This is a genomic window from Duncaniella freteri (genome assembly GCF_004766125.1).
GTDB lineage: Bacteria > Bacteroidota > Bacteroidia > Bacteroidales > Muribaculaceae > Duncaniella > Duncaniella freteri.
The window spans coordinates 2,003,613-2,030,101 of the sequence record NZ_SJSA01000001.1; the positions used below are offsets into that span (position 1 = coordinate 2,003,613).

Annotated in this window: 22 protein-coding genes and 3 pseudogenes; 21 read left to right on the plus strand and 4 right to left on the minus strand. The window is 45.2% G+C overall.

The window, feature by feature from the left end:
- Positions 1 to 240 precede the first annotated feature (240 nt).
- The 5 genes and pseudogenes from EZ315_RS08565 (at position 241) to EZ315_RS08585 (ending at position 5,587) form a co-directional block, all read left to right on the plus strand.
- The gene (locus tag EZ315_RS08565) at positions 241 to 1,353 is read left to right on the plus strand and encodes an IS4 family transposase (protein WP_242452481.1); all 1,113 of its coding nucleotides are present in this window, start codon (positions 241 to 243) and stop codon (positions 1,351 to 1,353) included.
- 24 nt (positions 1,354 to 1,377) lie between these two features.
- Positions 1,378 to 2,265: pseudogene (locus EZ315_RS08570) on the plus strand (outer membrane beta-barrel family protein); the annotation flags it as partial.
- 104 nt (positions 2,266 to 2,369) lie between these two features.
- Positions 2,370 to 3,704: a TolC family protein gene (locus tag EZ315_RS08575; protein WP_135471691.1), complete on the plus strand. Its 1,335-nt coding sequence runs from the start codon at positions 2,370 to 2,372 to the stop codon at positions 3,702 to 3,704.
- A gap of 10 nt (positions 3,705 to 3,714) precedes the next feature.
- Entirely contained in the window at positions 3,715 to 4,764 is a 1,050-nt protein-coding gene (locus EZ315_RS08580) for an HlyD family secretion protein (protein ID WP_242452547.1), read from the plus strand.
- Between the two features lie 211 nt (positions 4,765 to 4,975).
- A complete protein-coding gene (locus EZ315_RS08585) occupies positions 4,976 to 5,587 on the plus strand; it encodes a hypothetical protein (protein ID WP_135471692.1) in 612 nt (203 codons plus the stop codon).
- Here EZ315_RS08585 and EZ315_RS08590 read toward each other — a convergent pair.
- Positions 5,584 to 6,765, minus strand: a complete 1,182-nt coding sequence (locus tag EZ315_RS08590; RefSeq protein WP_135470498.1) for an IS4 family transposase — start codon at positions 6,763 to 6,765, stop codon at positions 5,584 to 5,586. The genes EZ315_RS08585 and EZ315_RS08590 overlap by 4 nt on opposite strands.
- A 165-nt stretch (positions 6,766 to 6,930) precedes the next feature.
- Between EZ315_RS08590 and EZ315_RS08595 the strand changes: the two genes are divergently transcribed.
- The 11 genes from EZ315_RS08595 to EZ315_RS08645 all read left to right on the plus strand — a co-directional run bounded on the left by EZ315_RS08595 (position 6,931) and on the right by EZ315_RS08645 (position 16,466).
- Positions 6,931 to 7,779, plus strand: a complete 849-nt coding sequence (locus EZ315_RS08595; RefSeq protein WP_135471693.1) for an MFS transporter — start codon at positions 6,931 to 6,933, stop codon at positions 7,777 to 7,779.
- A gap of 136 nt (positions 7,780 to 7,915) precedes the next feature.
- Positions 7,916 to 8,701, plus strand: coding sequence for a GIN domain-containing protein (locus tag EZ315_RS08600; RefSeq protein ID WP_135471694.1), 786 nt, complete (start codon positions 7,916 to 7,918; stop codon positions 8,699 to 8,701).
- A 48-nt stretch (positions 8,702 to 8,749) separates the two neighbouring features.
- Positions 8,750 to 9,841 carry a DUF4421 domain-containing protein gene (locus tag EZ315_RS08605; RefSeq protein ID WP_170957496.1) on the plus strand — a complete coding sequence of 364 codons (1,092 nt, stop codon included), beginning with the start codon at positions 8,750 to 8,752 and terminating at the stop codon, positions 9,839 to 9,841.
- A gap of 46 nt (positions 9,842 to 9,887) precedes the next feature.
- Complete coding sequence (locus EZ315_RS08610; protein ID WP_135471696.1) at positions 9,888 to 11,162, plus strand: sigma-54-dependent transcriptional regulator; 1,275 nt, start codon at positions 9,888 to 9,890, stop codon at positions 11,160 to 11,162.
- A gap of 489 nt (positions 11,163 to 11,651) precedes the next feature.
- A complete protein-coding gene (locus EZ315_RS08615) occupies positions 11,652 to 11,900 on the plus strand; it encodes a hypothetical protein (protein ID WP_135471697.1) in 249 nt (82 codons plus the stop codon).
- A gap of 4 nt (positions 11,901 to 11,904) precedes the next feature.
- On the plus strand, positions 11,905 to 12,288 hold the full coding sequence (locus EZ315_RS08620) for a MerR family transcriptional regulator (protein WP_135471698.1): 384 nt from the start codon (positions 11,905 to 11,907) through the stop codon (positions 12,286 to 12,288).
- Positions 12,289 to 12,294: 6 nt separating this feature from the next.
- On the plus strand, positions 12,295 to 13,554 hold the full coding sequence (locus tag EZ315_RS08625; RefSeq protein WP_135471699.1) for a DUF4099 domain-containing protein: 1,260 nt from the start codon (positions 12,295 to 12,297) through the stop codon (positions 13,552 to 13,554).
- A 33-nt stretch (positions 13,555 to 13,587) separates the two neighbouring features.
- Positions 13,588 to 13,860, plus strand: coding sequence for a hypothetical protein (locus EZ315_RS08630; protein ID WP_135471700.1), 273 nt, complete (start codon positions 13,588 to 13,590; stop codon positions 13,858 to 13,860).
- Between the two features lie 215 nt (positions 13,861 to 14,075).
- Positions 14,076 to 15,695 (plus strand): DNA topoisomerase, encoded by a 1,620-nt coding sequence (locus EZ315_RS08635; RefSeq protein ID WP_135471701.1) that lies wholly within the window; start codon positions 14,076 to 14,078, stop codon positions 15,693 to 15,695.
- A 194-nt stretch (positions 15,696 to 15,889) separates the two neighbouring features.
- Positions 15,890 to 16,174 carry a helix-turn-helix domain-containing protein gene (locus EZ315_RS08640; RefSeq protein ID WP_135471702.1) on the plus strand — a complete coding sequence of 95 codons (285 nt, stop codon included), beginning with the start codon at positions 15,890 to 15,892 and terminating at the stop codon, positions 16,172 to 16,174.
- Entirely contained in the window at positions 16,167 to 16,466 is a 300-nt protein-coding gene (locus tag EZ315_RS08645; protein ID WP_242452548.1) for a helix-turn-helix domain-containing protein, read from the plus strand. The genes EZ315_RS08640 and EZ315_RS08645 overlap by 8 nt, the downstream gene beginning before the upstream one ends.
- A 76-nt stretch (positions 16,467 to 16,542) precedes the next feature.
- Here EZ315_RS08645 and EZ315_RS08650 read toward each other — a convergent pair.
- A pseudogene (locus EZ315_RS08650) lies at positions 16,543 to 16,737 on the minus strand (tyrosine-type recombinase/integrase); the annotation flags it as partial.
- Positions 16,738 to 17,015: 278 nt separating this feature from the next.
- Between EZ315_RS08650 and EZ315_RS08655 the strand changes: the two are divergent.
- The 4 genes from EZ315_RS08655 to EZ315_RS08670 all read left to right on the plus strand — a co-directional run bounded on the left by EZ315_RS08655 (position 17,016) and on the right by EZ315_RS08670 (position 22,606).
- A complete protein-coding gene (locus tag EZ315_RS08655) occupies positions 17,016 to 18,245 on the plus strand; it encodes a site-specific integrase (RefSeq protein WP_135471704.1) in 1,230 nt (409 codons plus the stop codon).
- A 171-nt stretch (positions 18,246 to 18,416) separates the two neighbouring features.
- Positions 18,417 to 19,640: an IS4 family transposase gene (locus EZ315_RS08660; RefSeq protein WP_124076696.1), complete on the plus strand. Its 1,224-nt coding sequence runs from the start codon at positions 18,417 to 18,419 to the stop codon at positions 19,638 to 19,640.
- A 94-nt stretch (positions 19,641 to 19,734) separates the two neighbouring features.
- The gene (locus EZ315_RS08665) at positions 19,735 to 20,928 is read left to right on the plus strand and encodes a site-specific integrase (protein WP_135471705.1); all 1,194 of its coding nucleotides are present in this window, start codon (positions 19,735 to 19,737) and stop codon (positions 20,926 to 20,928) included.
- Positions 20,929 to 21,832: 904 nt separating this feature from the next.
- Positions 21,833 to 22,606 (plus strand): IS5 family transposase, encoded by a 774-nt coding sequence (locus tag EZ315_RS08670; protein WP_135471221.1) that lies wholly within the window; start codon positions 21,833 to 21,835, stop codon positions 22,604 to 22,606.
- A 286-nt stretch (positions 22,607 to 22,892) separates the two neighbouring features.
- Here EZ315_RS08670 and EZ315_RS16650 read toward each other — a convergent pair.
- A pseudogene (locus EZ315_RS16650) lies at positions 22,893 to 23,210 on the minus strand (response regulator); the annotation flags it as partial.
- The gene (locus tag EZ315_RS08680; protein ID WP_135471707.1) at positions 23,201 to 24,544 is read right to left on the minus strand and encodes an ATP-binding protein; all 1,344 of its coding nucleotides are present in this window, start codon (positions 24,542 to 24,544) and stop codon (positions 23,201 to 23,203) included. The pseudogene EZ315_RS16650 and the gene EZ315_RS08680, both read right to left, overlap by 10 nt.
- Positions 24,545 to 24,758: 214 nt before the next feature.
- Here EZ315_RS08680 and EZ315_RS08685 point away from each other — a divergent pair, with 214 nt between their 5' ends.
- Positions 24,759 to 25,871, plus strand: coding sequence for an IS4 family transposase (locus tag EZ315_RS08685; protein ID WP_242452481.1), 1,113 nt, complete (start codon positions 24,759 to 24,761; stop codon positions 25,869 to 25,871).
- The last annotated feature ends 618 nt before the right edge of the window (positions 25,872 to 26,489 follow it).

The following is a 26,489-nucleotide window of genomic DNA, read 5'->3' on the forward strand; positions in this document are numbered from 1 at the left end:
GTCATTAAACCATGTACAGCAGCCACTGGCGTCTTTTAAAATCTGTTAATGCGAAATTGTTAAACTCTGTATTCATGTTGGTTACGCGATTTTCAGGCCTGCAAACCTTGTCGCACTTTTCAAATGATTACATTGGGGTTGGAGCCTTAAAACTCGGTTCCCCAATTTTTCATGAATGCAGGACGATACATTTTCAGCCAGATTGTTGACTTTTTGCCAAAACGCAAATTTGAAAGAATCATGGAGCATCGTACCAAAAATAAGGTTGAGGACAGAACCCTCGGATGGCAGTTGTCTTATTGGGGACAGTTGCTTGTCCTTATATTCGGTCAACTGCTCGGATGTCGAAGTCTCCGTGAACTCTCGGATATCACTACAGCACATCGCAAGAAATCCTTTCATCTCGGATTTGGCAAAGAAGCGGTAGACCGTAATATTCTCTCCAGATGCAATACCAATCGTGATTGGCATGTGTTCGAGGAGTTCGCCAACCATATGATTGTGCTGGCTCAGGAAGCCCGTATAGACCGGGAATTTTGTATCGGCGGCAAGTTCTATGCGTTCGATTCCTCCACGATTGACCTTTGCATGAGTGTTTATGACTGGGCAAAGTTCAGAAGCACCAAGTCCGGCATTAAACTGCATACCCAACTTGATATAGTGACGCAGATTCCAGTTATGATAAACATCACCAATGCCTCGGTTCATGATGTAAATGCGATGGATATCATTGATTATGAACCGTTGGCCGGTTATATCTTCGACCGTGGATACTGGGACTTGGATAGGCTTCATAAGATTGAGGAACTTGGAGCCTTCTTTGTCATAAGAGAGAAGGCTAAGCCGAAGTTCATTGTCGAGGATGGTCTGGACATGCCCGAGAATGGAAACATTCTTCAAGATTATACCGTAAGGTTTACCGGTAGACGCAATGCATCCAATTACCCTTCCCGGATTAGACGTATTGTAGCGTATATCCCTGACCTGAAGAGAAGTTTTGTTTTTTACACAAATAATTTCTTCCTGTCTGCCGAACAGATTGTGTTCCTTTACAAGAACCGATGGCAGGTGGAGCTTTTCTTCAAATGGATCAAACAGCACCTTAGAGTCACCACATTCTGGGGTAATTCCGAGACATCCGTCAGAATACAAATTTATGCGGCTATATGCACTTACTGCGTTGTCGCAATAATCGAACATAAAATGAAACTTGAAAGAAACATCTACGAAGTCATGAGAATCCTCGGCAGCTCCCTGCTTGTCAAGGAGCATATCAAGGACTTGTTGACTCCAGAACCGGTGCCAGCACAAATAGCAAATTGCCATCCAACTCTTGACCTCGAATTTGATTAACACTTTTTAAGAGACACTAGTGATTTTGCATTATTCCCGTCTGCGTCACTTGGCTGGAATTTCTTTGAAAACAACGAATTGAAGTTGAATTATTCCCGTCGAATCCACCGCCCGTTCGGGCCTCAGTTAAACACATTCGAGAACATTTCCGACCCTTCGGAAGTACACCTCGGAAACCCGCTGATTCTGCCTGAATACAGTAATGCTGTCGAACTTTCGTATATCAGAAACTGGAGAAGCCACATGCTTTCGGTATCAGGTTATCTTCGTTCCAACACTGATATGATAAGTCACGTGAGTTTCCTTGCCCCGATGGCATCTGACCCTGATGTCAATACAATGTATTATGGTCATGCGAATGTTGGAAACATGATGAATACCGGTGTGGAGATAATCTCACGCAACACTCTTTTCAACCGTCTGACGCTGACAACCACTGTCAATCTCTACAACAGCCACCTCAAAGCGTGGAATACCGATTATCCTTTGCATGATGATTTTTATGCCGTTCATGGCAACAGACAAAACCGTTTTGTGTGGGATGTTCGCTGTATGGCGTCAGTACGTCTGCCGTGGGATATGACATTTCAGGCTACCGGTCGCTACAATTCACGGCGTGTGACCGCACAGGGTACTCTCGAATCAGACTGGGATGTAGAGGCTGGTCTGCGCAAAAACATCGGAGCTTGGGGTATCTCTCTTATGTGCAAGGATATATTCGATTCCAAAAAGACGCATAATATCCTTTATGGCAACGGATATACGCAGTCGATCAGCAAATGGAGCGGAGGTCGGACATTGCGTCTTGCAGTGACATTCAACTTCGGAAAGACTCACAGTCACGACCATGGACCTCACAATCATATCGACACGGGAGGTTATGGTGACGAGCATCATCATCACAATCATTGACATACTTTTACAGATAAAAATGGGGATAGTGCCGGCACTATCCCCATTTTCTATGCAAGCGGGTTGCGGTCGGAGAGATGTAATTTTGCATCAAATTTCAAACAATGATGAAAAGAGTAATATCAACTATTGGCATATGCCTTTTATTTCTATCCTCATATGGGCAGGAGCTGACCTTGAGGGAATGTATAGATATGGGGTTGAAAAATAACCTGTCTATACAGCGTGGCAACATATCGATAGATATTGCCACAAATAGTCTTTCAGAAAACAGGAGTAAGTTGTTACCGGTGCTCAATGCCGACATACAGTTTGCAGATTTTCTGATGAAGCCTACGAATGTAACCACCGGTGCATTACTGGGCAATGATTTTCCGGACAATCCAACGTGGCAGCAGATACGCAGTATGCAATATAGCGTGGGAGCTGGAATCCAGCTTACTATGCCTCTTTTCAACAAAACTATTTATAGCGGAATCGAGGTGGCTAAAACTATGGTTGAAATAAGCCGATTGTCAACACAACAGGCAGAACAACAACTGACAGTGGCTATCGCTAATACTTACTATACGGCGCAGGCATTTAATGAACAGGCAAAGTTGCTTGATGCCAACATTAAACGTATGTCAGAGCTGTCTGATATCACACGAGCGATGTTTGAGGGTGGAGTCGCGCTGGAAATTGATTTGAATCGTGTAAAAATCAATATAAGCAACATTGAAGTCCTACGCAAACAGTATGCAACCGCCTATGAAACTCAATTGAACCTTTTACGATTTCTTCTTGACATATCTCCTGATCAAAAGATCAGCGTCTGCTCTATGAAAAGTCTATCTTTCTCTCCGGATAATGTGTCGGAAGTTTCTGACAATCTTCCTGAACTGAATATCATCAGACAGCGGAAAGATCTTGTTGCAAGACAAATTAGTATGACGAAGGCCGGATATCTGCCTACAATAGCTTTGTTCGGTCAGTTAGGCGTCAATGGCTATCAAGATAGTTTCAAGGGATTTTTCAACGACAACAGTCACCATTGGTTTGGGAATACCTACTTGGGGATCAAAGTCAATATACCAATATTTGATGCCAACAGTAAGCGTAAAAAGATTAAAGGGCATTCTCTTGAACTTACACAGATGGACATTGCCTTGGATGAGCAACGTAAATCTCTTGAAAGGGATTTTTCCGATACTTATAGAAAACTTGATTTGAACATATCCTCATTCAATACTCAAAAGAGCAATTATAATCTGGCTCTCAGCGTGTATAACGTTACCGAGGAACGATATAAAGAGGGTGTAGCGTCCATGACAGACCTGCTGCAAGATGAAATGCGCATGCGCGAATCGCAAATAGCTTGTATCCATGCTCTATGTGAATGTCACATCGCTAATATACAGCTTCTGAAATTAACAGATAACCTTCATCAACTGAAATAAAAATAAGACAATGGAACAAAATAAAAAGCATAAAATGAACAAAGCCCGTACTACCGCAACTGTCATCATGACAATTGTCATAATCATTGCCGCCGCATTGGGGGTACAGTCATTCATGGCTGCTAAGAATTTTGAAACAACGGACAATGCTACTGTCGAACAATATATGTCTCCCATAAATGTACGTGTACCCGGATATATAAAGGAAATACGCTTCAAAGAGCATCAGCATGTAGCCAAGGGTGATACTTTGATGATTATTGACGACCGTGAGTTTATAATCAACCTCAAGCAGGCCCAAGCCAATCTTCAGGATGCAATGACAGGACGTAGAGTGATAGACAATACAGCCAATACGGCATCTACATCTGCATCGGTTTTTGATGAGTCCATAGCGGAGGCGCGCATAAGGGTTTCCAAACTTGAAGCCGACTATGCCCGATTTTCTGCTCTCTTGGAAAAGAATGCGACAACACCTATTGTAGTCGAGCAGTATAAGACAGAACTTGATATGGCCCATGCTCGCGTAAACGCTTTGGAACGGCAGCGGAGCAGCGCGCAATCGTCTGTTTCAGAAGTGAATCAACGTAAGGGCAATGCAGATGCAGCCATACTACGTGCTGAGGCGGCACTTGAAATGGCCGAGCTTAATTTATCATACACTGTCGTAACAGCACCTTGTGATGGCTATCTTGGAAAACGAAACATCGAAGTAGGACAGTTTGTAAATCCGGGGCAGACAATGACTACCCTCATACCCGATAATGAAAAATGGATTGTAGCAAACTTCAAAGAGACACAAATCCAGAATTTGCATATCGGACAGGAGGTGGATGTCGAGATCGATGCTTTTCCGGGAAGAAAATTCAAAGGTCTGGTGTCTTCTATAAGTTCAGCAACAGGCACGAAATATTCAATGATTCCAACAGATAATGCAAGTGGCAATTTCGTGAAAATACGTCAGCGTATACCTGTCCGCATAGATTTGGTAGATATTTCTTCCGAAGACAACCAATTACTTGCAGCCGGAATGATGTGCAACATAAAAGCTAAAATATAACGAAATGGAAATCAATTCTGCAACAGCCCAGTATCCATTCCCATTTCACCGACAAATCCCCAAATTTCTGGGTGTAATTGTCTTCTACTGGGTCTTTGTTCCACTCTTTTTTATGGGTGGAACTTACGTTGGCAGTCTGAATGAGATAACCGCAGGTTCAGGTGAACTCATAGAGAATTTCTAACTAATCAACTTGTGTGCGTATATCGGTATGGCTCTTGTATTCCCTATAATGATGCCATATCTACATACCCGCAATGTACGTCTGGTATATGTGGTTGGATTCCTCATTCTTGCAGCACTCAACTTAATCTGCGCCAATCTGGAAACACCATTGTCCATGCTTGTCTGTGCAATAGCAATGGGTATGGCAAGAATGTTTATTGTTTTGAATACCACATTCTCAATGTCAACCTATTTTACAGGGATGCCTATTGTTAGTTTCTTTTCTCTTAAAGAAATGCCGGCTCCGGAAAGACAATATAAGATGGATCACATGAGGGCTTGGTTTTTCCCGTGTCTTTATGGATATATCTTTTGTATTGTGCAGATTGGTAATTTCTGTTCATCTTGGATTGCGACTGATTTGTCATGGACAGATTATTACTATCTTGTTGCCGGAATGATGGTTCTGACATCTGTACTTGTATATTTTATTATGCCGGCTTATCAGTCCGAGGGTAAATATGAAATTCCTTTCAGCCGTATGATTGACATAGTTTTGGCCGCAATTACCCTATGTGCATTTTGCTATATGATGTTCTTCGGTAAAACTTTAGATTGGTTTGAATCCGAATCACTAGTGTCTCTTAAAAAGTGTTAATCAAATTCGAGGTCAAGAGTTGGATGGCAATTTGCTATTTGTGCTGGCACCGGTTCTGGAGTCAACAAGTCCTTGATATGCTCCTTGACAAGCAGGGAGCTGCCGAGGATTCTCATGACTTCGTAGATGTTTCTTTCAAGTTTCATTTTATGTTCGATTATTGCGACAACGCAGTAAGTGCATATAGCCGCATAAATTTGTATTCTGACGGATGTCTCGGAATTACCCCAGAATGTGGTGACTCTAAGGTGCTGTTTGATCCATTTGAAGAAAAGCTCCACCTGCCATCGGTTCTTGTAAAGGAACACAATCTGTTCGGCAGACAGGAAGAAATTATTTGTGTAAAAAACAAAACTTCTCTTCAGGTCAGGGATATACGCTACAATACGTCTAATCCGGGAAGGGTAATTGGATGCATTGCGTCTACCGGTAAACCTTACGGTATAATCTTGAAGAATGTTTCCATTCTCGGGCATGTCCAGACCATCCTCGACAATGAACTTCGGCTTAGCCTTCTCTCTTATGACAAAGAAGGCTCCAAGTTCCTCAATCTTATGAAGCCTATCCAAGTCCCAGTATCCACGGTCGAAGATATAACCGGCCAACGGTTCATAATCAATGATATCCATCGCATTTACATCATGAACCGAGGCATTGGTGATGTTTATCATAACTGGAATCTGCGTCACTATATCAAGTTGGGTATGCAGTTTAATGCCGGACTTGGTGCTTCTGAACTTTGCCCAGTCATAAACACTCATGCAAAGGTCAATCGTGGAGGAATCGAACGCATAGAACTTGCCGCCGATACAAAATTCCCGGTCTATACGGGCTTCCTGAGCCAGCACAATCATATGGTTGGCGAACTCCTCGAACACATGCCAATCACGATTGGTATTGCATCTGGAGAGAATATTACGGTCTACCGCTTCTTTGCCAAATCCGAGATGAAAGGATTTCTTGCGATGTGCTGTAGTGATATCCGAGAGTTCACGGAGACTTCGACATCCGAGCAGTTGACCGAATATAAGGACAAGCAACTGTCCCCAATAAGACAACTGCCATCCGAGGGTTCTGTCCTCAACCTTATTTTTGGTACGATGCTCCATGATTCTTTCAAATTTGCGTTTTGGCAAAAAGTCAACAATCTGGCTGAAAATGTATCGTCCTGCATTCATGAAAAATTGGGGAACCGAGTTTTAAGGCTCCAACCCCAATGTAATCATTTGAAAAGTGCGACAAGGTTTGCAGGCCTGAAAATCGCGTAACCAACATGAATACAGAGTTTAACAATTTCGCATTAACAGATTTTAAAAGACGCCAGTGAATCCGAATATATCATTTTGGCATTCATTATAACTTTAGTTGCCGGTGCAGGATTTATGTTACTGCAAATTCATGCAGGAAGTTACCGTTATCTCGAACTTGGAATATTCCGCTATCGTAACACTTGGATCGGCATACTGATTTTTCTGCTTGTAATGCTTGTGAATACTCCATCTCAGATGTTCATCGGATCATTTGCCAAACTTGGTTCTGCCGCCGGGAATCTGGAGGCTCAGGCATTGATGAAGTATGCGATTTATGGTTGCCTTTTAGGTGTGATACTTTCTTTGATTCTTATTCTTAGAAGAATGAGGTTCAGAACACTTTTCGCACTCGGCTTTATGCTTATGGCAGTGTCGAATGCCTATATGTACTTCTTGTATCAGACCGACTCCGATTTGCCTTCAATGCGTTGGCCGATGCTGCTTAACTATATGGGGTGGATTATGCCTTATGCGGTTGTATGTGCGCATGGCATGAAAAATCTTCCGGCAAAATTCTTGCCGACATGGCTATTTCTAATAGTTACAGTCCGTAATGTGATGGCACCGGCAATTGGAGTATCGGTTTATTCAAACTGGCTTCAAGAACGTACCCAGTTCCATAAAGAACTATTGGCATCAGAAATCAATCATTCCAATAATGTGGCAGTAAACACATATAACACAACTCAGCGAATAGGCGCATTTTCCGGAAATGGCACTTTCGACTCCGAAAAACTGGCAAGTATCCAACTTTCTGCGAGAGTACAAAAACAGGCAACTATTGTGGCGTTCAAAGATATGACAGGAACAACTGTATGGTTATGTCTCGGTTGTATGCTTATTTGCCTTTTATTGCCATATCGTAAAAAGGAATTTATGTAGGCTGATATCAATAAAATATCATATCTGATGTATCTCATTTGAAATCCAATGTTATCGGAGATTACTGCCGATAGCATTGGATCAGAAATGAGCCGGAATCTTTTGACTATAACTATACATCATACAAAGTGTGACCATGAGAGTGCTTGGAGTGATTATTATAATGCTGTTGTCGTCAGCGGCTGTATATGCAAACGAAAGACTTTTGGATAACACTTTAGATATGACATCTATTGGACGCATAAGACTAATGAATGATATCAATGTCGTATGTGTAGTCGATTCTTTTGCCAAAAATATTATTGAATTTCCGGATACAATCAGAGATTGGTCAAATATTTTATTCCTTACACACGAACGCGAGACTCTGACTATACAAATATTAGATAACAATATCGCGGAAAGATATGTCGGTAAATACCAGAACGACACCTTATTGATTAAGGTTAATGCCAATATAACCGAGATCGAAAATGGATACAATTCCACTCTGAAAGTAAGAGGCCGATTATCAGTTCCGGAATTAAAAATTATCCAATCCGGTAATGGCTCAATAGAAATTGATAGTGTGTATGCCTCAAAAGCGAGTCTCTCTATCGTAACAGGTAATGGCTCTATTATTATCAGGGAACTTGCTTCTGATAATATTTCATGCAACATTTTAGGAACCGGCTCAATAACAGTTAAAGGTGGTGTTTGTGACAATCTGAAATGTAGGATTATTGGGACTGGCAAGATAGACGTGGTCAGACTTGTTGCTGAAAATGCAAAAATTAAGTACTCCGGCGGGGGGTATGTGAAGTGCAACGTTATCCGTTTACTATCAACACATGGATTAGGTACTACAAAAATTAGCTATAAGGGAAATCCACATATCAAGCGTAGAAGTAATGTCAAACCGAAGAAGATTAGTGACAAATAGATGACTCAAATACCTCGCTTTGGATTACTTTTAGTTTTGATGTGCAGTATGTTCCCACTCTGTATGTATGGAGAGGAATGTACATCTAAGCAGTTGCCTGATTCCACGCTTGAATTGTCAGGCAACTGGTTTAATCAGTTGAGCCAATGCAATTTTAGGATAAATGACCCTCGTATAAAATATCCTCGTTTTGTCAATTTTTGTCGTACTGTTTATAACTGGGGGGACACGACCTTTAATAGATATGATTCTGCTTATGTCATCGGAACGGGACAAAATTGGAAACTCTATGCCAACAGTTATAATTGGCACCAGTCCTATGCGTTTATATTTCACGACCAGCCTGTTATACTCCATAGTAAGATAAATTCGGATTTAGGAATTTCATTGAATTTTATGGCTGTCAGCATTGGCTATACGTGGAATGTCAATAGGCTGATTACCGGGAAACGAGACCAACGACGAATTTTTAACTTTTCATTCACATGCGCCTTGTTTTCGGCTGAGATTACTTCTTGGAATACTTATGGAGATACAAAACTCACTAAATTTGGCAATTACAAGAATGTCGATGGCTCTAATCCTGACATACCTATAGATAATATGAATCACAAGGCTTTCAATCTGAATGCGTACTATTTTTTCAATCACAATAAGTACTCGCAAGCGGCTGCATATAACTTTTCAAAATATCAGCTAAAAAGTGCCGGATCATGGATATTAGGTATAAATTACGGCAGACACACAATTGCTATGGACTTTGAGCATCTTCCTCCGTCCATGACTGATGACATCCCGGATTTTGCTTCTAAATATGATTTCAGCTATACCGATTATACAATACTTGGAGGATATGGATATAGTCATGTCCTGCCTCATAATTGGTTGTATAATGTAACAATCCTACCTTCAGTCGGATATAAGCGTACAGAAATGACGAATACAGACGTAAAGAAAGACAACGATTTCAATAATACGATATCCCTGAACTATCAGGGGAAAATGTCAATGACCTATAATCATCGTTCACTATTTGTGTCAGCAACGATACGACTTGATGGCAATTGCTATTTTGATGAGAGTTACACTTTCTTCAATACAAGATGCTCGGCGTCTGCCATTGTTGGCGTGAGATTTTAGAAACTAAAACTGCTTTACAGTGAATAAATAACTAAATTACAAATCAATGAACAAGGTGTTAATTGTAGATGCCTCCGAATCAGACCGTCGGCTTATGTCGGGCTTGCTTGTCAAGTCCGGCTATGAGCCGATTGCCGTTGAGACGATGGAGGCAGCAAAGGACGAGGTGGCGAAATTGCCACCCGGCGCAGTGATTGTCGCGGACGTTTCACTCCGTGACGGTTCTGCGAAAGAGTTAATCAACTGGCAGAAGGCTGAGGGATTCACTTTCCCGGTCATCGCCATAGTGAATAACCTGAACGGCCCCGACCTTCTTGAAGTGATGAAAGGCGGCGGAGCGGTAGATGTGGTGCAACGGGCCGGTATTGACAAGCAGCTCGTTGAAACGGTAGGCAAATACGCAAAACCGGAGAACATCATAATCCAGCTTGACAATGCCCTGATTCCACGGAGGAGCAACAGTTTCCGTGAAATAGGGAAGGCAATCGGACGTGTGGCGACAACAAACGCCAACTGTATCATTTTCGGCGAAAGCGGTATGGGCAAGGAGCAGATTGCGCGACAGATCTATCTCCAAAGCTCGCGGACACAGAAGCCGTTGAAGGTTCTCGAAGCCGGAGGCGCGCCGCTTGTCGGCAAGCATGACCCGGAGTCAGACCGCAGCGAAATCTATAACCGCATCGAGGGTTACTTTCAGGAAGTGAAAGGCGGCACACTGATAATCAAGAATATCCAGTTGCTGACATTCGAGACCCAATCAGTGCTGTTGCACATTCTTGAACAGGAACACCCCGATGTGAGAATTATCAGCACTGCAAACGGAAATCTGTTGAAGATGGTAGCAGACGGTAGCTTCCGTGACAATCTTTTCTATATGCTTCGGCAGACGAGTATTTCAGTACCGTCTCTTCGTGAATCCACTGAGGATATAGCTGATATTGCAGACTATCTTCTTCAGAGATACGCACAGAAGAAACAGCGACCGAAACAGCATCTTGACGCTTCTGCAATAAAGGCGTTAAAACTACATCCGTGGCCCGGCAACGTCCGAGAGCTGAAAGACACCGTTCTTTTCGCCGCCTTTCATACGAAAGATGATACCATTACCGCTGAGGACATCAGATTTGATGATGCCACTCCCGACAATGCCGAAGATTTGACGCATCGAAATCCGAGAACGGAAAAGGAGAATATCATCAAAGCCTTCAATCGGGCAGGTACATGGCGAGGTGCTGCAAAACTTCTCGGAGTGTCAGAGAAAACCCTCATACAACTTCGTAAAAAGCACCATATCAATCCTGACGGAGAAATCGAGGCTTGACAACCTCAGGAAAATTTCGTAACTTTGCACCGCAAAATAGCAAAGATTCGCGATTGGAGAGCCAACCGCATCAACAATATAGGATAACATAACTTCCGCAGAAGTTCCATTGTAAATCTGCAAATTTAACAAAAGGACGAACTTGGCGTGAGGCTATGCTATGCTTATCGCATAGCGTATAGTCACTCAAGCTTTTCGTCCGGGCTTTGCAGAGCCTTCAATGGTAAGCGTAGGTTTCTATACGCTATATTTTTATGTCTTAATCAACCGAAAAGCACAGCCAAATCCTTTACCATAAGAAAATCACTATTTACGGTTCACCAATCATAAAGATTTAACTTTCAAAATATTTTGCCGATATAAAATCCATCAATACAGCATATTGGCGATATTAACCATCGTTAAACAACCATTTTCATAATCCCTTCGGTTATAATTGCAAAACGAAGTACAATCCTCGATAAGTCTAACGTAAAAACATATAACCGCATGGAGATTACAATTCCCCAAAACGCATCCGGCTTCAACAGGAAGCCCAAATCAAAGAGCGGCAAATCAGACCGCAGCCGCAAGACCCGCAACCGCAGACCCGGCAACAATCCTATAGATGAACTGCCCGCGGATGCCAACGCGTGGCTGTTCGGATCAATGTTCCTCATGGCGGCCGCCAGACTTCTCGCACCGTTCTTTTCATACGGACAGGCGAAAACCACGGCACCGTCCGCCACACCCGAATAAGCGTATGGCGCAGCCTACCGACAAGGATGCGGATTTCAAGACCGCCGCGCAAGCCTATGTCTCACTCGTAGAGCAGCGTGCCAGAAGCCCCTGCCTTTATCCCGCGAGAGACAGACCGCGACTGACCTTCCACGGAGAGCCTGTAATCCTTCTCGACGACATCATAACCGGGCTTGACATCAGCGAGAAGACAATAAGGCGATACCGCGACGCAGGAAAAATCAAGGTCTATGAGAGCATAGAGGGAAACATAAAGTTCGTCCTTCAATGCGACCTCGACGAGTTTCTCGAAAAGTGCTTCATCAGTTCGTCCCATCCAGACTACAGGACTGTGAAGTGCAGAACCAACTCCGGCGGAAACGCCAAAACAACCACCACTAAATCATAATTCATTATGGACCAGACTCCCGATCAGCAGGAAGTGCTGATGGCCCGCGACAACACAAGCGGGAAAGTCGGGGCGGTCGTAGGGCAGAATCCCGACGGCACCCCGAAGATGGCGGACGTAAAGTCAACGCCACTCAGTGAACTCATCAAGTTCAACAAAGGGCAGAACCCCCTCGAAGCGTTCATGTCGAATTTTCTCCGGCAGGCCAAGAACCCTACGATGTTCAGCTTTTTCAGACTGCCGGCCGACAGGTATGAAATGGTCGCGCCCGCAATGGCGGACATAATTCAGGAAGCGGAGAAAAACGCAGAGATGCTCAGACCCTACGCGGTGGAAACGGACGTCCCCGCCCATACAGTGAATCCTGAGCGACAGACAACTCCGGAGCCTCCGGCTCAGCAGGAACAACAGGCAGTCGAGACACCCCAGCCGCCACAACAGGCACAGACCCCGGAGCCTGAACAATCAGCGCAGGCACAACAGCCCCAACAGCCTGAACAGACACCCGCGCCACCTGTCAGGAATGCCCCCATAAACGCGGACAGCATAGACTGGGACAAGATACAGAAGCAATGGGGCATCACGCGCGAAGACCTTGAAAAATCAGGCGCACTCGACCAGATGGTATATAACCACAAATCGCCGCAGCTTTTCACTGTGACGCCACAATTCGGCGACGAGAAGTTCTCGATTCAGGCAAAACTCTCTTTCCGCACCAACCCCGATGGCTCATACTCACTTGTGCCACATTTCGTCCGCAACGAGCCGCAGCTCGACAAGGAATACAAGGGCTATACATTCACAGGCGAGGACAAGGCCGAACTGCGCAAGACCGGCAACCTCGGCAGGGCGGTGGAACTTGCCGACCCCAAGACCGGAGAAATCAAGAGATGCCTCGTGAGCATAGACAGGCTCACCAATGAAATCGAGTCAATGCCGATAGACAACATCTATATCCGGCGCAAAGTGGCGAACATAGAACTCGATATGCAGGCAGTCGGCATACTGAAGAACGGCGGCACCATACGGGCGCAGAGCGTCGAACTGCCCAACGGCGCGAAATTTGTCGCCGACCTGCAATACAACGTATCCAAGCGTGATGTCGTTTTCGTCAACTCCGACCTCTACCGCCAGTTGCAGGAGCAGGGCGGAAAGTCGCAGCAGCAACAGCAGACCCAACAGAAGCCGGAAGAACGCTGGCACAATGCCGACGGAACTGTCAAACGCCTTGCCCACTGGTGCAAGATAGAGCTGAGCGAACAGTAGCAGAACGACTATCTCGCCGGTAAGAAAGTCCTCGTGGGCGAAGCCAAAGACCTGTTCGGCAACAACTGCACCGTCTATTTCCAGTATGACCCTGAAAAGCGTGCGCCGATCACCACCCGCGTATATCCTGACCGCGACAAGGTGGTGGGCATCGCCGAGGAAAGCAAGACACAGATGGCTGTCAACAATGACGGTGCCACAAACGAGGCTACCAAGAACGTGAAAGAGCCTCTCCAGCGCGGACAGACCGCGCCAAAGGACGAAAACCAGCAAAGGCAGCAGAAGCCCAAAGGTCCCAGACCCTGAAAGCCTCTCACCATCCGTCCACAATCAACACACTGTGATTCAACCGATATGATTGCCGGGTTATGACTGTAATCCCGACCACTGAATCCACGTCACGTCCGTAAATATCCCCTCCGGCAACCGTATCACCCAGACAAGTTATCCCCACGGCACGGGGATAAGGGCGACCCAATCCCCGTGCCTTCAATAAATTCACCCTAAACCCACATTAGATTATGATCCTTATTATCTGCGAGAGCATTCTCGCCACCAAGACTGTCGCCATTGCACTTGGCGCAAACAACGAGACAAGCGAGGGCATCCACACCTCCGGCACATTGACAGTTGCCGCAGTGCCGCCCCGTTTCATCCGCCACACGCCCCTCGGCGAGATGGCGGAAGGAAAGAGTCCGTTCATCCCGGAGAAGTTCAGGATGTCCGTCACCGACAAGGGACTGGAACGCGAGCTGAAGCCCCTGTTCCGCGAGGCATCCGAAGTAGTGTTCGCCTCCGACGGCGGAGCCGACGCACAGGCGCGCTTCTTCAACATCTGCCGCCACTTCCGCGTGGGCTGTCCCCGAAGCCGTATGTGGATGACCCGGCTCAGCTACGGCGCAATCCGCGGGGCATTCCATTTCCGTGAGTCGGGCCGTCACCTCCACCGCCTCGCCCAGACAGGACTCGTGTCAAAAGGTATGGATATGCTGTTCGGCTACAATATCAACCAGACATTACTGCACATGGGGCTTCCCGCCTGCAACCTCACCCGTCAGGAAGCTGTCGCGCTCTTATTTCTCGGAGAACTGTCCGACCATATAGACTATGTGCAAATGCCGGCGCATCCCGCATATTCAATCCTCGTCAACGCAAACAGCGGCACGGTGTTCGAGTCCGCTGAGAGATGGGACGATGAGGCTGATGCCGGAGCCGCGCTCGAATCCGTACCCGTTGGCGAAACAGTACCCGCCACACTGACCATAGAGGAGACCGACAGGTTCAACCTGCGTTTCCACACCCTCCTGACACTCCAGATGGACGCATTCAACAATCTCGGCTTCATGCCCGGCAAGACGCTGAAAGTGGCGCAGAAACTTTATGACAGAGGGCTTATATCGTCGCCTCTGACCGACTGCCCGCACCTTCCCGAAAAACTGCGTGGTCACATCATGACGGTGTTCCCCGATGCCGGAGGCTACCGGTGGGGAGACAACGGGGCAACAATCGACAGCCATGCCATAATAACCCTGCGCGCCGCCGACGAGGTGCTGACCGCGAGCGAGCTGCAACTCTATCGTCTTATCCTCAACCGTATGAGAGCTGTCATGGAGCAGAAACCAGTCCGCAAGTATGCCACACTGGAGTTCACCGTCGGCGACAACCGTTTCAGCCGCCGCTGGGAGATAACCGGTGATGCCTATGACGTGACCGAGGCAGGCACTTTCCAGACGCAGGTCGAGATTGCCGATGCAGGGGTGTATCCCTTCGACCGTCCTGTGGAGTCAAGAGCGTTTGCCGATGTCATCGGCAAACTCACGACAGTGGCAGGCTGTGTCGATGAATTCATGCACACCGGTGTGCCATACACCAAGGAGACAAACGACTACGGCAGCGCGATGGGCAGCCTTGTGAACAAGGGACTCGCCATGCTTGACGGCGACGAGATATACCTCACCCCCGAAGGTCAGGCAATATTCGATGAGTTTTTCGGACACGAGATTGCCGAGTTGATACTGACATGGCAGTTCGAGGCAAACGACCTCTACGGAGGCGACCGGACCGGACGCAGTGTCATCGAAGGCTTCTCCGGCGCGCTTCTTGACCTGATCGGCGAACTTGACCCCGATTGTGGGGAATAATACGCTGTCTCCGGCATTCCTATCCAAAATAATCGGCACTACATAGCTGAAAATCGGATAGAAATCGCTAACTTTGCCACTGAATCGCAGTCATAATTTATTTTGATTGTGGATTTAGTGGTGAGGCAGCGGGAGGGATACCCGCTGCCTTTTTAATATCCATATCCACCCACCGCTAAATCCCACAAATCATTATGGAAATTGTAGCAATCGACAAGGAGGTCCTTGACGCGATGTTCGAGCGTATGGCCTACCTTCATAATATGCTTCACACGCTCTTTGAGAGAGTCCGCGACAAAAATCCCGACGACTGGCTTTCGCTTGAAGAAACCTGCCGTTTGCTGAACATCTCGGAGCGGAAAGTCCGCAACCTTCAGTCAGGCGGCAGAATCGGCTTCGTAAGATGCGGTAAGAAATGCAAATACAGTGCGCAGGATGTGTCAGCCATTATCGCGAAAGGAGGTGCCGACATTGAGTGACAGAATATACACAGGGGCAGACGAGTCTGTAAGACTGTTCTTCTCTCAGTGCAGGCATTCCCTTGAAATGGCGGAGCGGCTGGTGAAGGAATGCCGGCCGTCGCTTATGGGCAGGCGGTTCATCACTGACGCACAGCTTTCAGAGAGGCTGGGCATATCCCGAAGGACGCTTCAGGACTACCGCGACAAAGGGAAGATTCCGTTCTACCGTCTTGACGGCAAGATACTTTATGACGAGGACGACATCGAAAAATTCCTGTCGGGGACATACCGGCCGAAATTCGATGAATAGACACCAACATCCGGCAATGCAAAAGACGGCAGCAGGGCAGAAATCCTGTTGCCGTCTTTTACCGTATATGTCGTTCTCAGCCTAGTCGCGCCCCGTTGAACTTGGCGCGCATGACCTCCATATCCTCCGATATTGTATTGTCCAAAAGTCTGGCGTATATCTGCGTCGTCTTTATATCGCTGTGACCGAGCATCTTTGAGATTGTCTCAAGCGGTACATGGTTGTTGAGCGACATGGTCGCGAACGTATGACGGGCGATGTGAAAAGTGAGTATTGGAATTGGCGGAAGAAAGGTGATGAAGATAAAACGTAATAGGTTGTTTGATAGGTGATTTTCGTTTTCAGCAGTGCTGAAATAAAGCAGACGGGAGCGGAATATTGCAGGGGTTCGGTTACCAGAACGTTAGCCGGGCAGTTACCGATGCAGGATATGGTAACTCCCGGAAGATAAAATAACGATGCCGTGGGTGCTTATTCTCTGTAATACACCATTTTGCATATCGGAAAACGCTTATAAACAGGCTAATTTTGTCATTAAAACATAAGCGTATGAAAATCGAAAAATTCAAGGTGCTGCTCTACCTTAAAAAGAGCGGACTCGACAGGAACGGGAAAGCACCCATAATGGGGCGCATAACCGTCAACCGCACGATGGCGCAGTTCAGCTGCAAGCTGTCATGCACGCCCGGGTTGTGGAACCCGCGTGAGAGCCGGCTTGACGGCAAAAGCCGTGAGGCGGTGGAGACAAACGCAGCAATAGACCGCCTGCTGCTTGGTGTAAATGCCGCCTTTGACTTCCTTGTCAACCGTGGCGGTGACTTCGACGCCAACGATGTCAAGGAACAGTTCCAGGGCAGCATGGAAACCCGCGTAACTCTGATGAGAATGACCGATGCGGTATGTGAGGAGTTGAAGAGCCGAATAGGAATAGACCGCGCAAAGACTTCCTATGCCACCTACCATTACACCCGCCGGGCTTTGGCGGAGTTCGTTCAAAGACGCTTCAAGGTGACTGATCTTGCTTTTGACCAACTTACCGAGCGTTTCATCTATGAGTTCCAGACCTTCGTCACCGATGACAAGGGGTTGTCGATAGAGACGGCCAGGCATTATCTCGCCATCCTCAAGAAAGTATGCCGGCGAGCTTTCAGGGAGGGGCACTCCGCAATATGCCATTTCCATAACTTCTCGCTTCCGAAACAGACGCTTAAAACACCGAGGGCGCTAAGCCGGGAATCATTCGAGAAAATCCGGGATGTGGAGATACCTCCGCACCGCAGGACACACCGCCTGGCGCGGGATCTTTTTCTATTCGCCTGTTATACGGGTACAGCGTACATAGACACCGTCACCATAACCCGTGAGAATCTGTACACGGATGAGACGGGGGCGTTGTGGCTCAGATACAACCGCCGGAAAAACGAATTGCGTGCCACTGTGAAACTCCTGCCCGAAGCCGTGGAACTGATAGAACGGTACCGGGACGATGAGAGGGAGACATTGTTCCCGATGATATACCATCCCAACCTGAAACGCCACATGAAGGCACTGGCGGCACTCGCCGGAATAAAGGATGACCTGTGCTTCCATCAGGCAAGGCACAGTTTCGCGAGCCTGATCACGCTTGATGCGGGTGTGCCGATAGAGACCATAAGCCGGATGCTTGGCCACTCCAGCATAAAGACGACACAGGCATACGCCCGTGTGACCCCGCGTAAACTTTTCGAGGACATGGGCCGGTTCATCGCGGCGACATCCGACCTTGAACTGACTCTGTAAAAATCCCTAATCAGATAATCATCATTAAACATACAGAACATGCGCAGCACATTCTCAATTATTACTGTCCGCTAAACTTTTTTAGTAGCGGTTGAAAATTAGGGCTGGCACCTATTGCAGGAGTCAGCCCTAAATGGTTATTTTGATGTCGCCAAACTATCTTAAATAACCATGAGTAAAAGTAGTAATTTCTTCGGACAGCCGACATATGGTCAGCTGATAAAATCACTTGATCGTGAAAAAATAGTTGAAATCAGCCGAAAACACGGCGGAGAGAAGTATGTCAAGAGCTTTGACGGCTATACGCATTTGCTTACGATGCTATATGCTGTCATACAGCGCTTCGATTCATTGCGTGAGATAGAGACTTCTATGACAGCCGAGGTACGCAAACTCCATCATGTAGGCATTGACACTGTGCCCAGGCGGAGCACCTTGTCGGATGCAAATGCCAGACGTTCAGAGAAGTTCTTTGAAGATGTATACCGCGACTTGTATGCAGCCAATAAAGACATTCTTTCCTCGGACAGCCGACGCAATGGCACGGAAGAGTGGATAAGACGGCTTAGAATCATCGATTCCACTACAATCACGTTGTTCTCCAATGCTATTTTCAAGGGTGTTGGCCGTCATCCGAAGACGGGAAAGAAGAAAGGCGGCATCAAGGTACACTCGGTCATACATGCCAACGAGGGCGTTCACTGCGACGTACAGTTCACTTCGGCAGCGACCAATGACTCCTTCATGCTTGCACCGAGCCATTACAGCCACAACGAGATAGTAGCACTTGACCGTGCATATATCAACTATGCCAAATTCGAGGAACTGACGGATCGAGGGGTGGTATATGTAACCAAAATGAAGAAAAACCTCAGTTATGAAATACTTGTGGACTGTATGCACCAGAATCCGCAGGGACTGATGGAGTACCGTGAACAGGTCGTAGTGTTCCGTAAAGACGGCATCAACCACATTGCAAGAATAATCACATACGTTGACATTAAGAAAGGCAAGAAGCCAAAACTTATATCGCTTCTCACCAATGACTTCGACATGCCTCTGGAGACAATCGTGGCCATCTACCGTCGCCGATGGCAGATTGAGTCGCTTTTCAAGCAGATAAAGCAGAACTTCCCTTTGCGATACTTCTATGGCGAAAGTGCCAATGCCATAAAAATACAGATTTGGGTAACGCTCATAGCTAATCTGTTGCTCTCGGTCTTACAAAGCACCTTGCAAAGGCGTTGGAGCTTTTCTGGACTGGCTACAATCGTCAGAATTGTACTGATGTATTATCTGAATCTCGAAAAGTTCCTAAATCAGCCCGACGCTGACTTGAAAATCATGCTCGCAGAGGCCTCGGAATCCCCTCCTGAAGATCCCGAAAACTGCTGAGGGGGCTTGTCAAATACAAAAAGTAAGCCCAACTTCTGCTGTTCAAGAAGTTGGACTCACCCTTTTATGGTTTAGCGGACAGTAAAAATTCTCAATACTATTCTACATCAACCGTGGCAAGACACGTTCCGACGGAACCACATCCGTGCTTTGCCGTATAACCGTGGATGGTAAAAGCACAGTCATGACCACCTGCATATCATGCAGACCCATAGACTGGAACCCCAAAACCGGCGAGACAAAATGCGTCAGAGACAACGCCCGGCTTGCCGCTATGCGAGGCGACATCGAGGAAGCCTACGCTGATATTCTTAAACGGCAGGGTGTTGTAAGTGCCGAGCTACTTAAAAACAACGTTGCGGGAAGCGTTACTGTCCCATCCGGACTTCTCGGTATCGGAGAGGCGGAGCGACTCCGTTTGAAGGCGCGCTCCGAGGAGACCGGCTCCAATTCCACATACCGCGAGTCGGGTTACAACCAGAGATATCTTGCGGAATATATCACATCCACGGGTAAATCCGACATCCCGGTTGCGGACGTGACCGGGGAATTCGGCCACGCATACAAGGCGTATCTGGTACGGCGCAAGAACTTCTCGCCCCAGTACGTCAACCGGTGTATGCGCTGGCTGAGCCGCCTGCTCTACATAGCCGTCGACAACGGCACGATACGTGTCAACCCCATAGAGGATATGGACTACGAGAGACGTCCCGATGCCCGTCACCGTTACATAACCCGTGACGAACTGAGGCGCATCCTTGCGACACCCATGCGCGACACGCGCCAGGAACTCGGACGCAGGGCTTTCATATTCTCCTGCTTCACCGGACTTGCCTATGCTGACGTACAGCTGCTTTACCCGCACCATATCGGCACGACCTCCGACGAACGCCGGTACATACGCATCAACCGCCGAAAGACAAAGGTGGAGGCGTTCATCCCACTGCATCCCATAGCGGAGCGGATACTGTCGCTCTACAACACCTCGGACGATGAAAAGCCGGTGTTTCCCCTGCCGTCACGCGACGCCATGTGGTTCGAGATACACGAACTCGGTGTGGCGATAGGCAAGGATGACAACCTGTCCTACCATCAGGCGAGGCACAGTTTCGGTACCATGCTGATATCGGAGAGCATACCTATCGAGAGCATAGCCGGGATGATGGGACACTCCAATATATCCACCACACAGGGTTATGCGAAAATCACGGAGGAAAAGATTGCCAGAGAGATGGACCGGCTCATCAAGCGGAGGAAAAGCGGAACGGCTTATGAGAGAAAAGAATAACGTAACAGTTCCGGCCGTGTTCCGCTGTGATTCAAGATAGTCCGGAGCCCCGGCGGTGACAAGGTCGGGCGGCTGTGCCGTTGCGTGTCAAATCTTCCTCGGCTGTGCCGAGAGTATTTGCCCCGCAAACCTTGCCCCCGTCGGTGCTGCGGACTGCGGCATCGGCACAGCGGAAACGACCGATCCGACAGGAACAGTCACATAAAGTAAAAATCCATACTGCCGTCAGCAGAAATATGGAGACGGATATGGATCTCAAACAGTGGCATTGAATCACCAAAATGCCGGGCGGAGGGCGGCTTTGTGCCAAAGTCCTGTCCGGCGTTTCTTTTTCCAGACGGCAAACTCCCTCACCTCTAAGAAACAAGTCATGGCTGACGCAAACAGATGTAAATACCTCTCTGCTTAATTCTTAGGCGTAATTCGTTTAATTGAATTATGTATTCCCAAGTCTATCTCTTTTGATGAACCATCACTATAATAGTCAGTTTGTTTGGTGTATAATTTTGGTGTTTGCTTAGATACAATAATAGAGATGTATTTTGATTGTTTACACCAAAAACAAACTTTTTGAATCACAATTTTATACAATTGTAAAACAGGGAACTGTTCTATAACCCTTCGTGATACATGTTTGATATTTGGATTCTCTGAAGTATGTAAACTATACGTTTGTTTATGTGTTTCTGTTTTTTGAGAAAGAAACGAATATAATTTTGAAAATTGGCATACTATACTATGATTGACTTTAGTTGCCAAATGTCTAATTTCATTTGGGGACAATGAAAGTTCCGATACAAGTTTGTGCTCAATCTTAGAAACTGTTTAAAATTAGAATTGAAAAAATGTTATAGGGCATAACAAACCCTCAGCCAAAGTGTTGAAGGAGAAAAACATTGTTCACATGCATAGAATCAATCTCTATCAGACACTTTTGACCGAGGGTCAATGGTCTTATATAAACAAAGTATTCTTCGAAAATGATTGTCGCAAACGTAAAAATTCACTACGGAGCCTATTCGAAGCGGTATTATACCTACTGGTCACAGGATGTCAGTGGAGGATGCTTCCGCACGATTATCCCAAGTGGCAACTGGTGTACTATTACTTCCGAAAGTGGTCCAAAGAAGGTAGAATCGAACATTTGCTCAACAAACTTGTACGAAAGGTGAGGAAGAAACGAAATCAATCAGAAAGTCCCTCTGTAGGAGCATTGGACGCACAAAGCGTTAAATGGGGCAACCGTAAGAGTGACAATGGATTTGACGCAAACAAGAAAGTCAAGGGCATCAAACGTAACATAGTGGTTGACCGCAATGGCTTTATTCTTGCCCGGACAGTATGCAGTGCATCGGTTCATGATTCCCATCAGGCTCACCCATTGTGTAATGCAGCAGACAGAGAGTGGGAACGGCTTGAAAAGGTTCTTGTTGACCGGGGTTACCGAGGGGAGATTGCTAAAGATATTGAAAAAGATTTTGCAATCAGCCTTGAGGTTTCCAATACTCCAAACGGGACTAAGGGATTCATACCGAAACCTCTCAGATGGGTGGTCGAGAGAACTTTCTCATGGCTTGACTGGTTCCGTCGCCTTTCACGCAATTATGAAGAATCAACCGAGGTCGCTGAAGAAATGATTGATTTGGCTGCCATAAAAATTTTATTGAATCAAATTTAAACAGTTTCTTAGATTCTATTTGAACATTGTTTTCAATATTTATTGTAGAATTCCATTCTTTTTCTTCTCCAGCATATATATCAAGCACGATTTCTCCTTCATCCGCAATTATATGTCCACCATGAGGTATACAACTAATTAAATAGCATGGTGAAAATAGCTTTTTCCACCGAGGAAATAATGCAGTGGGTTTATTTAATTTCAGGTCTTTGCTTATTTTTACTTCATAACTTGTGTATAGTTCTAACACAATTCCAGATAACTTGGAAATTTCGTTTTTGTTTAAAAATTTAGAAAATCCTAAATTTATCGCATAGCTTAGGTCTTCTCGTGAGGCCTCACCGGTAAGCATGATTGCTTGTATATTAGGATCTATTTGATTTATTTTTTCAAATAAGTCAGTTCCTTTAATATCTGGCATAACCTGATCTAAAATCGCAATTTTTACATTCGCATGTGAAATGTAATCTAGCAAATCCGATGGATTTGAAAACGCTTTTGTTTTTAGCCCAGTTTGTGCCTCAATCAAATCTGCAAAATCTTGTGCCGCATTTGGAGCATCATCAATCACTACAATTTCAGGTATATCCAATTTCATTTGCATGGTATATATAATACAAATTTAACAATATTATTTATAACATCAACCTGTAAATTTCGACCTTTCAGCAGGTTCAAGAAATGCCTAACGGTTTCAAGCCCTGTTCCATAATGATTTTCTTTGGATGAGAATCCAGATGTTTGCAAATCAGACACTTTTGGCGTTTGAATGCTTTCGTTTTCAATTGTTATTTTAGTTTCGGCCTCAACTGACTTTATGTCTAATCTTACTTCTGTATTATCAGGAGAAGCACACACAGCATTTTCTAATAATGGTGATATTATTGAAAATAACACATTGCCTGAAATTTTTATATCTTTATCATTTTTGATATTGAGCTTCAGATTGCGCTTCTCATATTTAGCGCAATACATATCAAAACTTTCATTTAAATTAGTAATGTAACTACCAGCTTCGCCAGTCAATGTTGAAGACAACAACTCTTTATATGCTAATATTGTACATCTACAGAAATTGACATATTGTATAATTTTGTTCAGTTGATGTAACGATAAGCCTTTTACTTTGGATTTTAATAGCTCACAATTCGCCTCAATCTGTGAAAGAGGAGTTGCTAAAGAATGGTTCAATTCTGTTATTATTGAAAAATCTGAAGGGAACTCAATCGAAGAGTTTTGTTTAGATACCAAATCATTTAAGCGTGATATATCTGCACTCATATTATAAATCATTGGACGTAATTCATCCATGCTAAGTGAGTATATGTTGTTTGGTAACGGTGGCTTTTTAGAAAGTGTTTGTATTTCGTTAATATAATGTTGTATTAATAATTCTAATTGCTTAAATTTAGCATTTGCTTCATAAGACCATAATTTTTCCATAGGATAACGAAAACTATCACTCCTTGAATGTAATGAGATGGTTTCTTGTAATAATTGTGCTAATTTATAGTCAGATGCAGAACGTTTTGTTCGCTTCATTATTACAAATGTGCATATAACAAAAATACACGATACAATTATAGTAATAATTGAAACTAGATAATCAACTCGTATGAAGATGCTTTCTGCACCAACAGAGAGTGGCGTTTCTGTTTCAGAGAAAACTAAAACATTATAAAATGGACATATTATAAGAACACCGCTGATTAGCGCAACAATAATTGCATGATACTTGCTATCTTTATTAAGCAGAATTGCAATTAAAGAACATAAGAACTCAATACTAAATGTAATTTGCCATATTCTTGATGCAATTAAAGGTGAATATAATTCCTTTAGAGGAAATATACATATGGTTGCAAAAAACAATGTCGTTAATAGGATATACGCATTTTTGCCTTCATCCTTTACTGTTGCAAGAGTACCAATTATCACTGGCGTCTTTTAAAATCTGTTAATGCGAAATTGTTAAACTCTGTATTCATGTTGGTTACGCGATTTTCAGGCCTGCAAACCTTGTCGCACTTTTCAAATGATTACATTGGGGTTGGAGCCTTAAAACTCGGTTCCCCAATTTTTCATGAATGCAGGACGATACATTTTCAGCCAGATTGTTGACTTTTTGCCAAAACGCAAATTTGAAAGAATCATGGAGCATCGTACCAAAAATAAGGTTGAGGACAGAACCCTCGGATGGCAGTTGTCTTATTGGGGACAGTTGCTTGTCCTTATATTCGGTCAACTGCTCGGATGTCGAAGTCTCCGTGAACTCTCGGATATCACTACAGCACATCGCAAGAAATCCTTTCATCTCGGATTTGGCAAAGAAGCGGTAGACCGTAATATTCTCTCCAGATGCAATACCAATCGTGATTGGCATGTGTTCGAGGAGTTCGCCAACCATATGATTGTGCTGGCTCAGGAAGCCCGTATAGACCGGGAATTTTGTATCGGCGGCAAGTTCTATGCGTTCGATTCCTCCACGATTGACCTTTGCATGAGTGTTTATGACTGGGCAAAGTTCAGAAGCACCAAGTCCGGCATTAAACTGCATACCCAACTTGATATAGTGACGCAGATTCCAGTTATGATAAACATCACCAATGCCTCGGTTCATGATGTAAATGCGATGGATATCATTGATTATGAACCGTTGGCCGGTTATATCTTCGACCGTGGATACTGGGACTTGGATAGGCTTCATAAGATTGAGGAACTTGGAGCCTTCTTTGTCATAAGAGAGAAGGCTAAGCCGAAGTTCATTGTCGAGGATGGTCTGGACATGCCCGAGAATGGAAACATTCTTCAAGATTATACCGTAAGGTTTACCGGTAGACGCAATGCATCCAATTACCCTTCCCGGATTAGACGTATTGTAGCGTATATCCCTGACCTGAAGAGAAGTTTTGTTTTTTACACAAATAATTTCTTCCTGTCTGCCGAACAGATTGTGTTCCTTTACAAGAACCGATGGCAGGTGGAGCTTTTCTTCAAATGGATCAAACAGCACCTTAGAGTCACCACATTCTGGGGTAATTCCGAGACATCCGTCAGAATACAAATTTATGCGGCTATATGCACTTACTGCGTTGTCGCAATAATCGAACATAAAATGAAACTTGAAAGAAACATCTACGAAGTCATGAGAATCCTCGGCAGCTCCCTGCTTGTCAAGGAGCATATCAAGGACTTGTTGACTCCAGAACCGGTGCCAGCACAAATAGCAAATTGCCATCCAACTCTTGACCTCGAATTTGATTAACACTTTTTAAGAGACACTAGTGATAATATCAGAAAGTTTTTTTTGCTCCGCTATCATATTATTTACCGACTTTGGAGGGAAAATCGCAAGTCCGCGCCGGCAGGCGTGGACTTGCTGTTTTCGGGTGCCAGAATTAATTTCGGGCGTCCCAAAACACAACTTGCTGTGTTCGCTTGAACACGAATTTTCCTGTCGAAAAATTAGAGTCCGACGGATAACCCATATCAAGCCGAAATCAATTACTTTTTTCATGCTTTTGCCGACCGTGGTTCTTCATACAAGGATACGCAGAAAGTCCCGGTTCGAAGTAACAAGGTGACATACGGTGCCATAAATCGTCAGCAGACCTTACAGATAGTGTGAATCCGGAATTTTTATAGTTATTTTGGCACATGTTCGAATGCGCACGTATGCATAATCGTACATTTACGCACCGGAAATTGTCAGACTGCACACGTTATCTCGTTCCGTAAGGCGTGAACATCCACACATACAACCACGAGGATGTGTACGGATGTAGAGTTCCGAATATGAGCAGGACGCAATGCCGGACTGCGCACATATGGATAACCGGACATGCAAAAGCAGACACGTCATTGGAGCATACCAAAATATGAA

Excerpts from the sequence above, each read along its gene's own strand:
- EZ315_RS08565 (WP_242452481.1), top strand. The coding sequence starts at position 241 with ATGGAGCATCGTACCAAAAATAAGGTTGAGGACAGAACCCTCGGATGG.
- EZ315_RS08575 (WP_135471691.1), top strand. The coding sequence starts at position 2,370 with ATGATGAAAAGAGTAATATCAACTATTGGCATATGCCTTTTATTTCTA.
- EZ315_RS08580 (WP_242452547.1), top strand. The coding sequence starts at position 3,715 with ATGGAACAAAATAAAAAGCATAAAATGAACAAAGCCCGTACTACCGCA.
- EZ315_RS08585 (WP_135471692.1), top strand. The coding sequence starts at position 4,976 with ATGGCTCTTGTATTCCCTATAATGATGCCATATCTACATACCCGCAAT.
- EZ315_RS08590 (WP_135470498.1), bottom strand. The coding sequence starts at position 6,765 with ATGAATGCAGGACGATACATTTTCAGCCAGATTGTTGACTTTTTGCCA.
- EZ315_RS08600 (WP_135471694.1), top strand. The coding sequence starts at position 7,916 with ATGAGAGTGCTTGGAGTGATTATTATAATGCTGTTGTCGTCAGCGGCT.
- EZ315_RS08605 (WP_170957496.1), top strand. The coding sequence starts at position 8,750 with ATGTTCCCACTCTGTATGTATGGAGAGGAATGTACATCTAAGCAGTTG.
- EZ315_RS08610 (WP_135471696.1), top strand. The coding sequence starts at position 9,888 with ATGAACAAGGTGTTAATTGTAGATGCCTCCGAATCAGACCGTCGGCTT.
- EZ315_RS08615 (WP_135471697.1), top strand. The coding sequence starts at position 11,652 with ATGGAGATTACAATTCCCCAAAACGCATCCGGCTTCAACAGGAAGCCC.
- EZ315_RS08620 (WP_135471698.1), top strand. The coding sequence starts at position 11,905 with ATGGCGCAGCCTACCGACAAGGATGCGGATTTCAAGACCGCCGCGCAA.
- EZ315_RS08625 (WP_135471699.1), top strand. The coding sequence starts at position 12,295 with ATGGACCAGACTCCCGATCAGCAGGAAGTGCTGATGGCCCGCGACAAC.
- EZ315_RS08635 (WP_135471701.1), top strand. The coding sequence starts at position 14,076 with ATGATCCTTATTATCTGCGAGAGCATTCTCGCCACCAAGACTGTCGCC.
- EZ315_RS08640 (WP_135471702.1), top strand. The coding sequence starts at position 15,890 with ATGGAAATTGTAGCAATCGACAAGGAGGTCCTTGACGCGATGTTCGAG.
- EZ315_RS08655 (WP_135471704.1), top strand. The coding sequence starts at position 17,016 with ATGAAAATCGAAAAATTCAAGGTGCTGCTCTACCTTAAAAAGAGCGGA.
- EZ315_RS08660 (WP_124076696.1), top strand. The coding sequence starts at position 18,417 with ATGAGTAAAAGTAGTAATTTCTTCGGACAGCCGACATATGGTCAGCTG.
- EZ315_RS08670 (WP_135471221.1), top strand. The coding sequence starts at position 21,833 with ATGCATAGAATCAATCTCTATCAGACACTTTTGACCGAGGGTCAATGG.
- EZ315_RS08685 (WP_242452481.1), top strand. The coding sequence starts at position 24,759 with ATGGAGCATCGTACCAAAAATAAGGTTGAGGACAGAACCCTCGGATGG.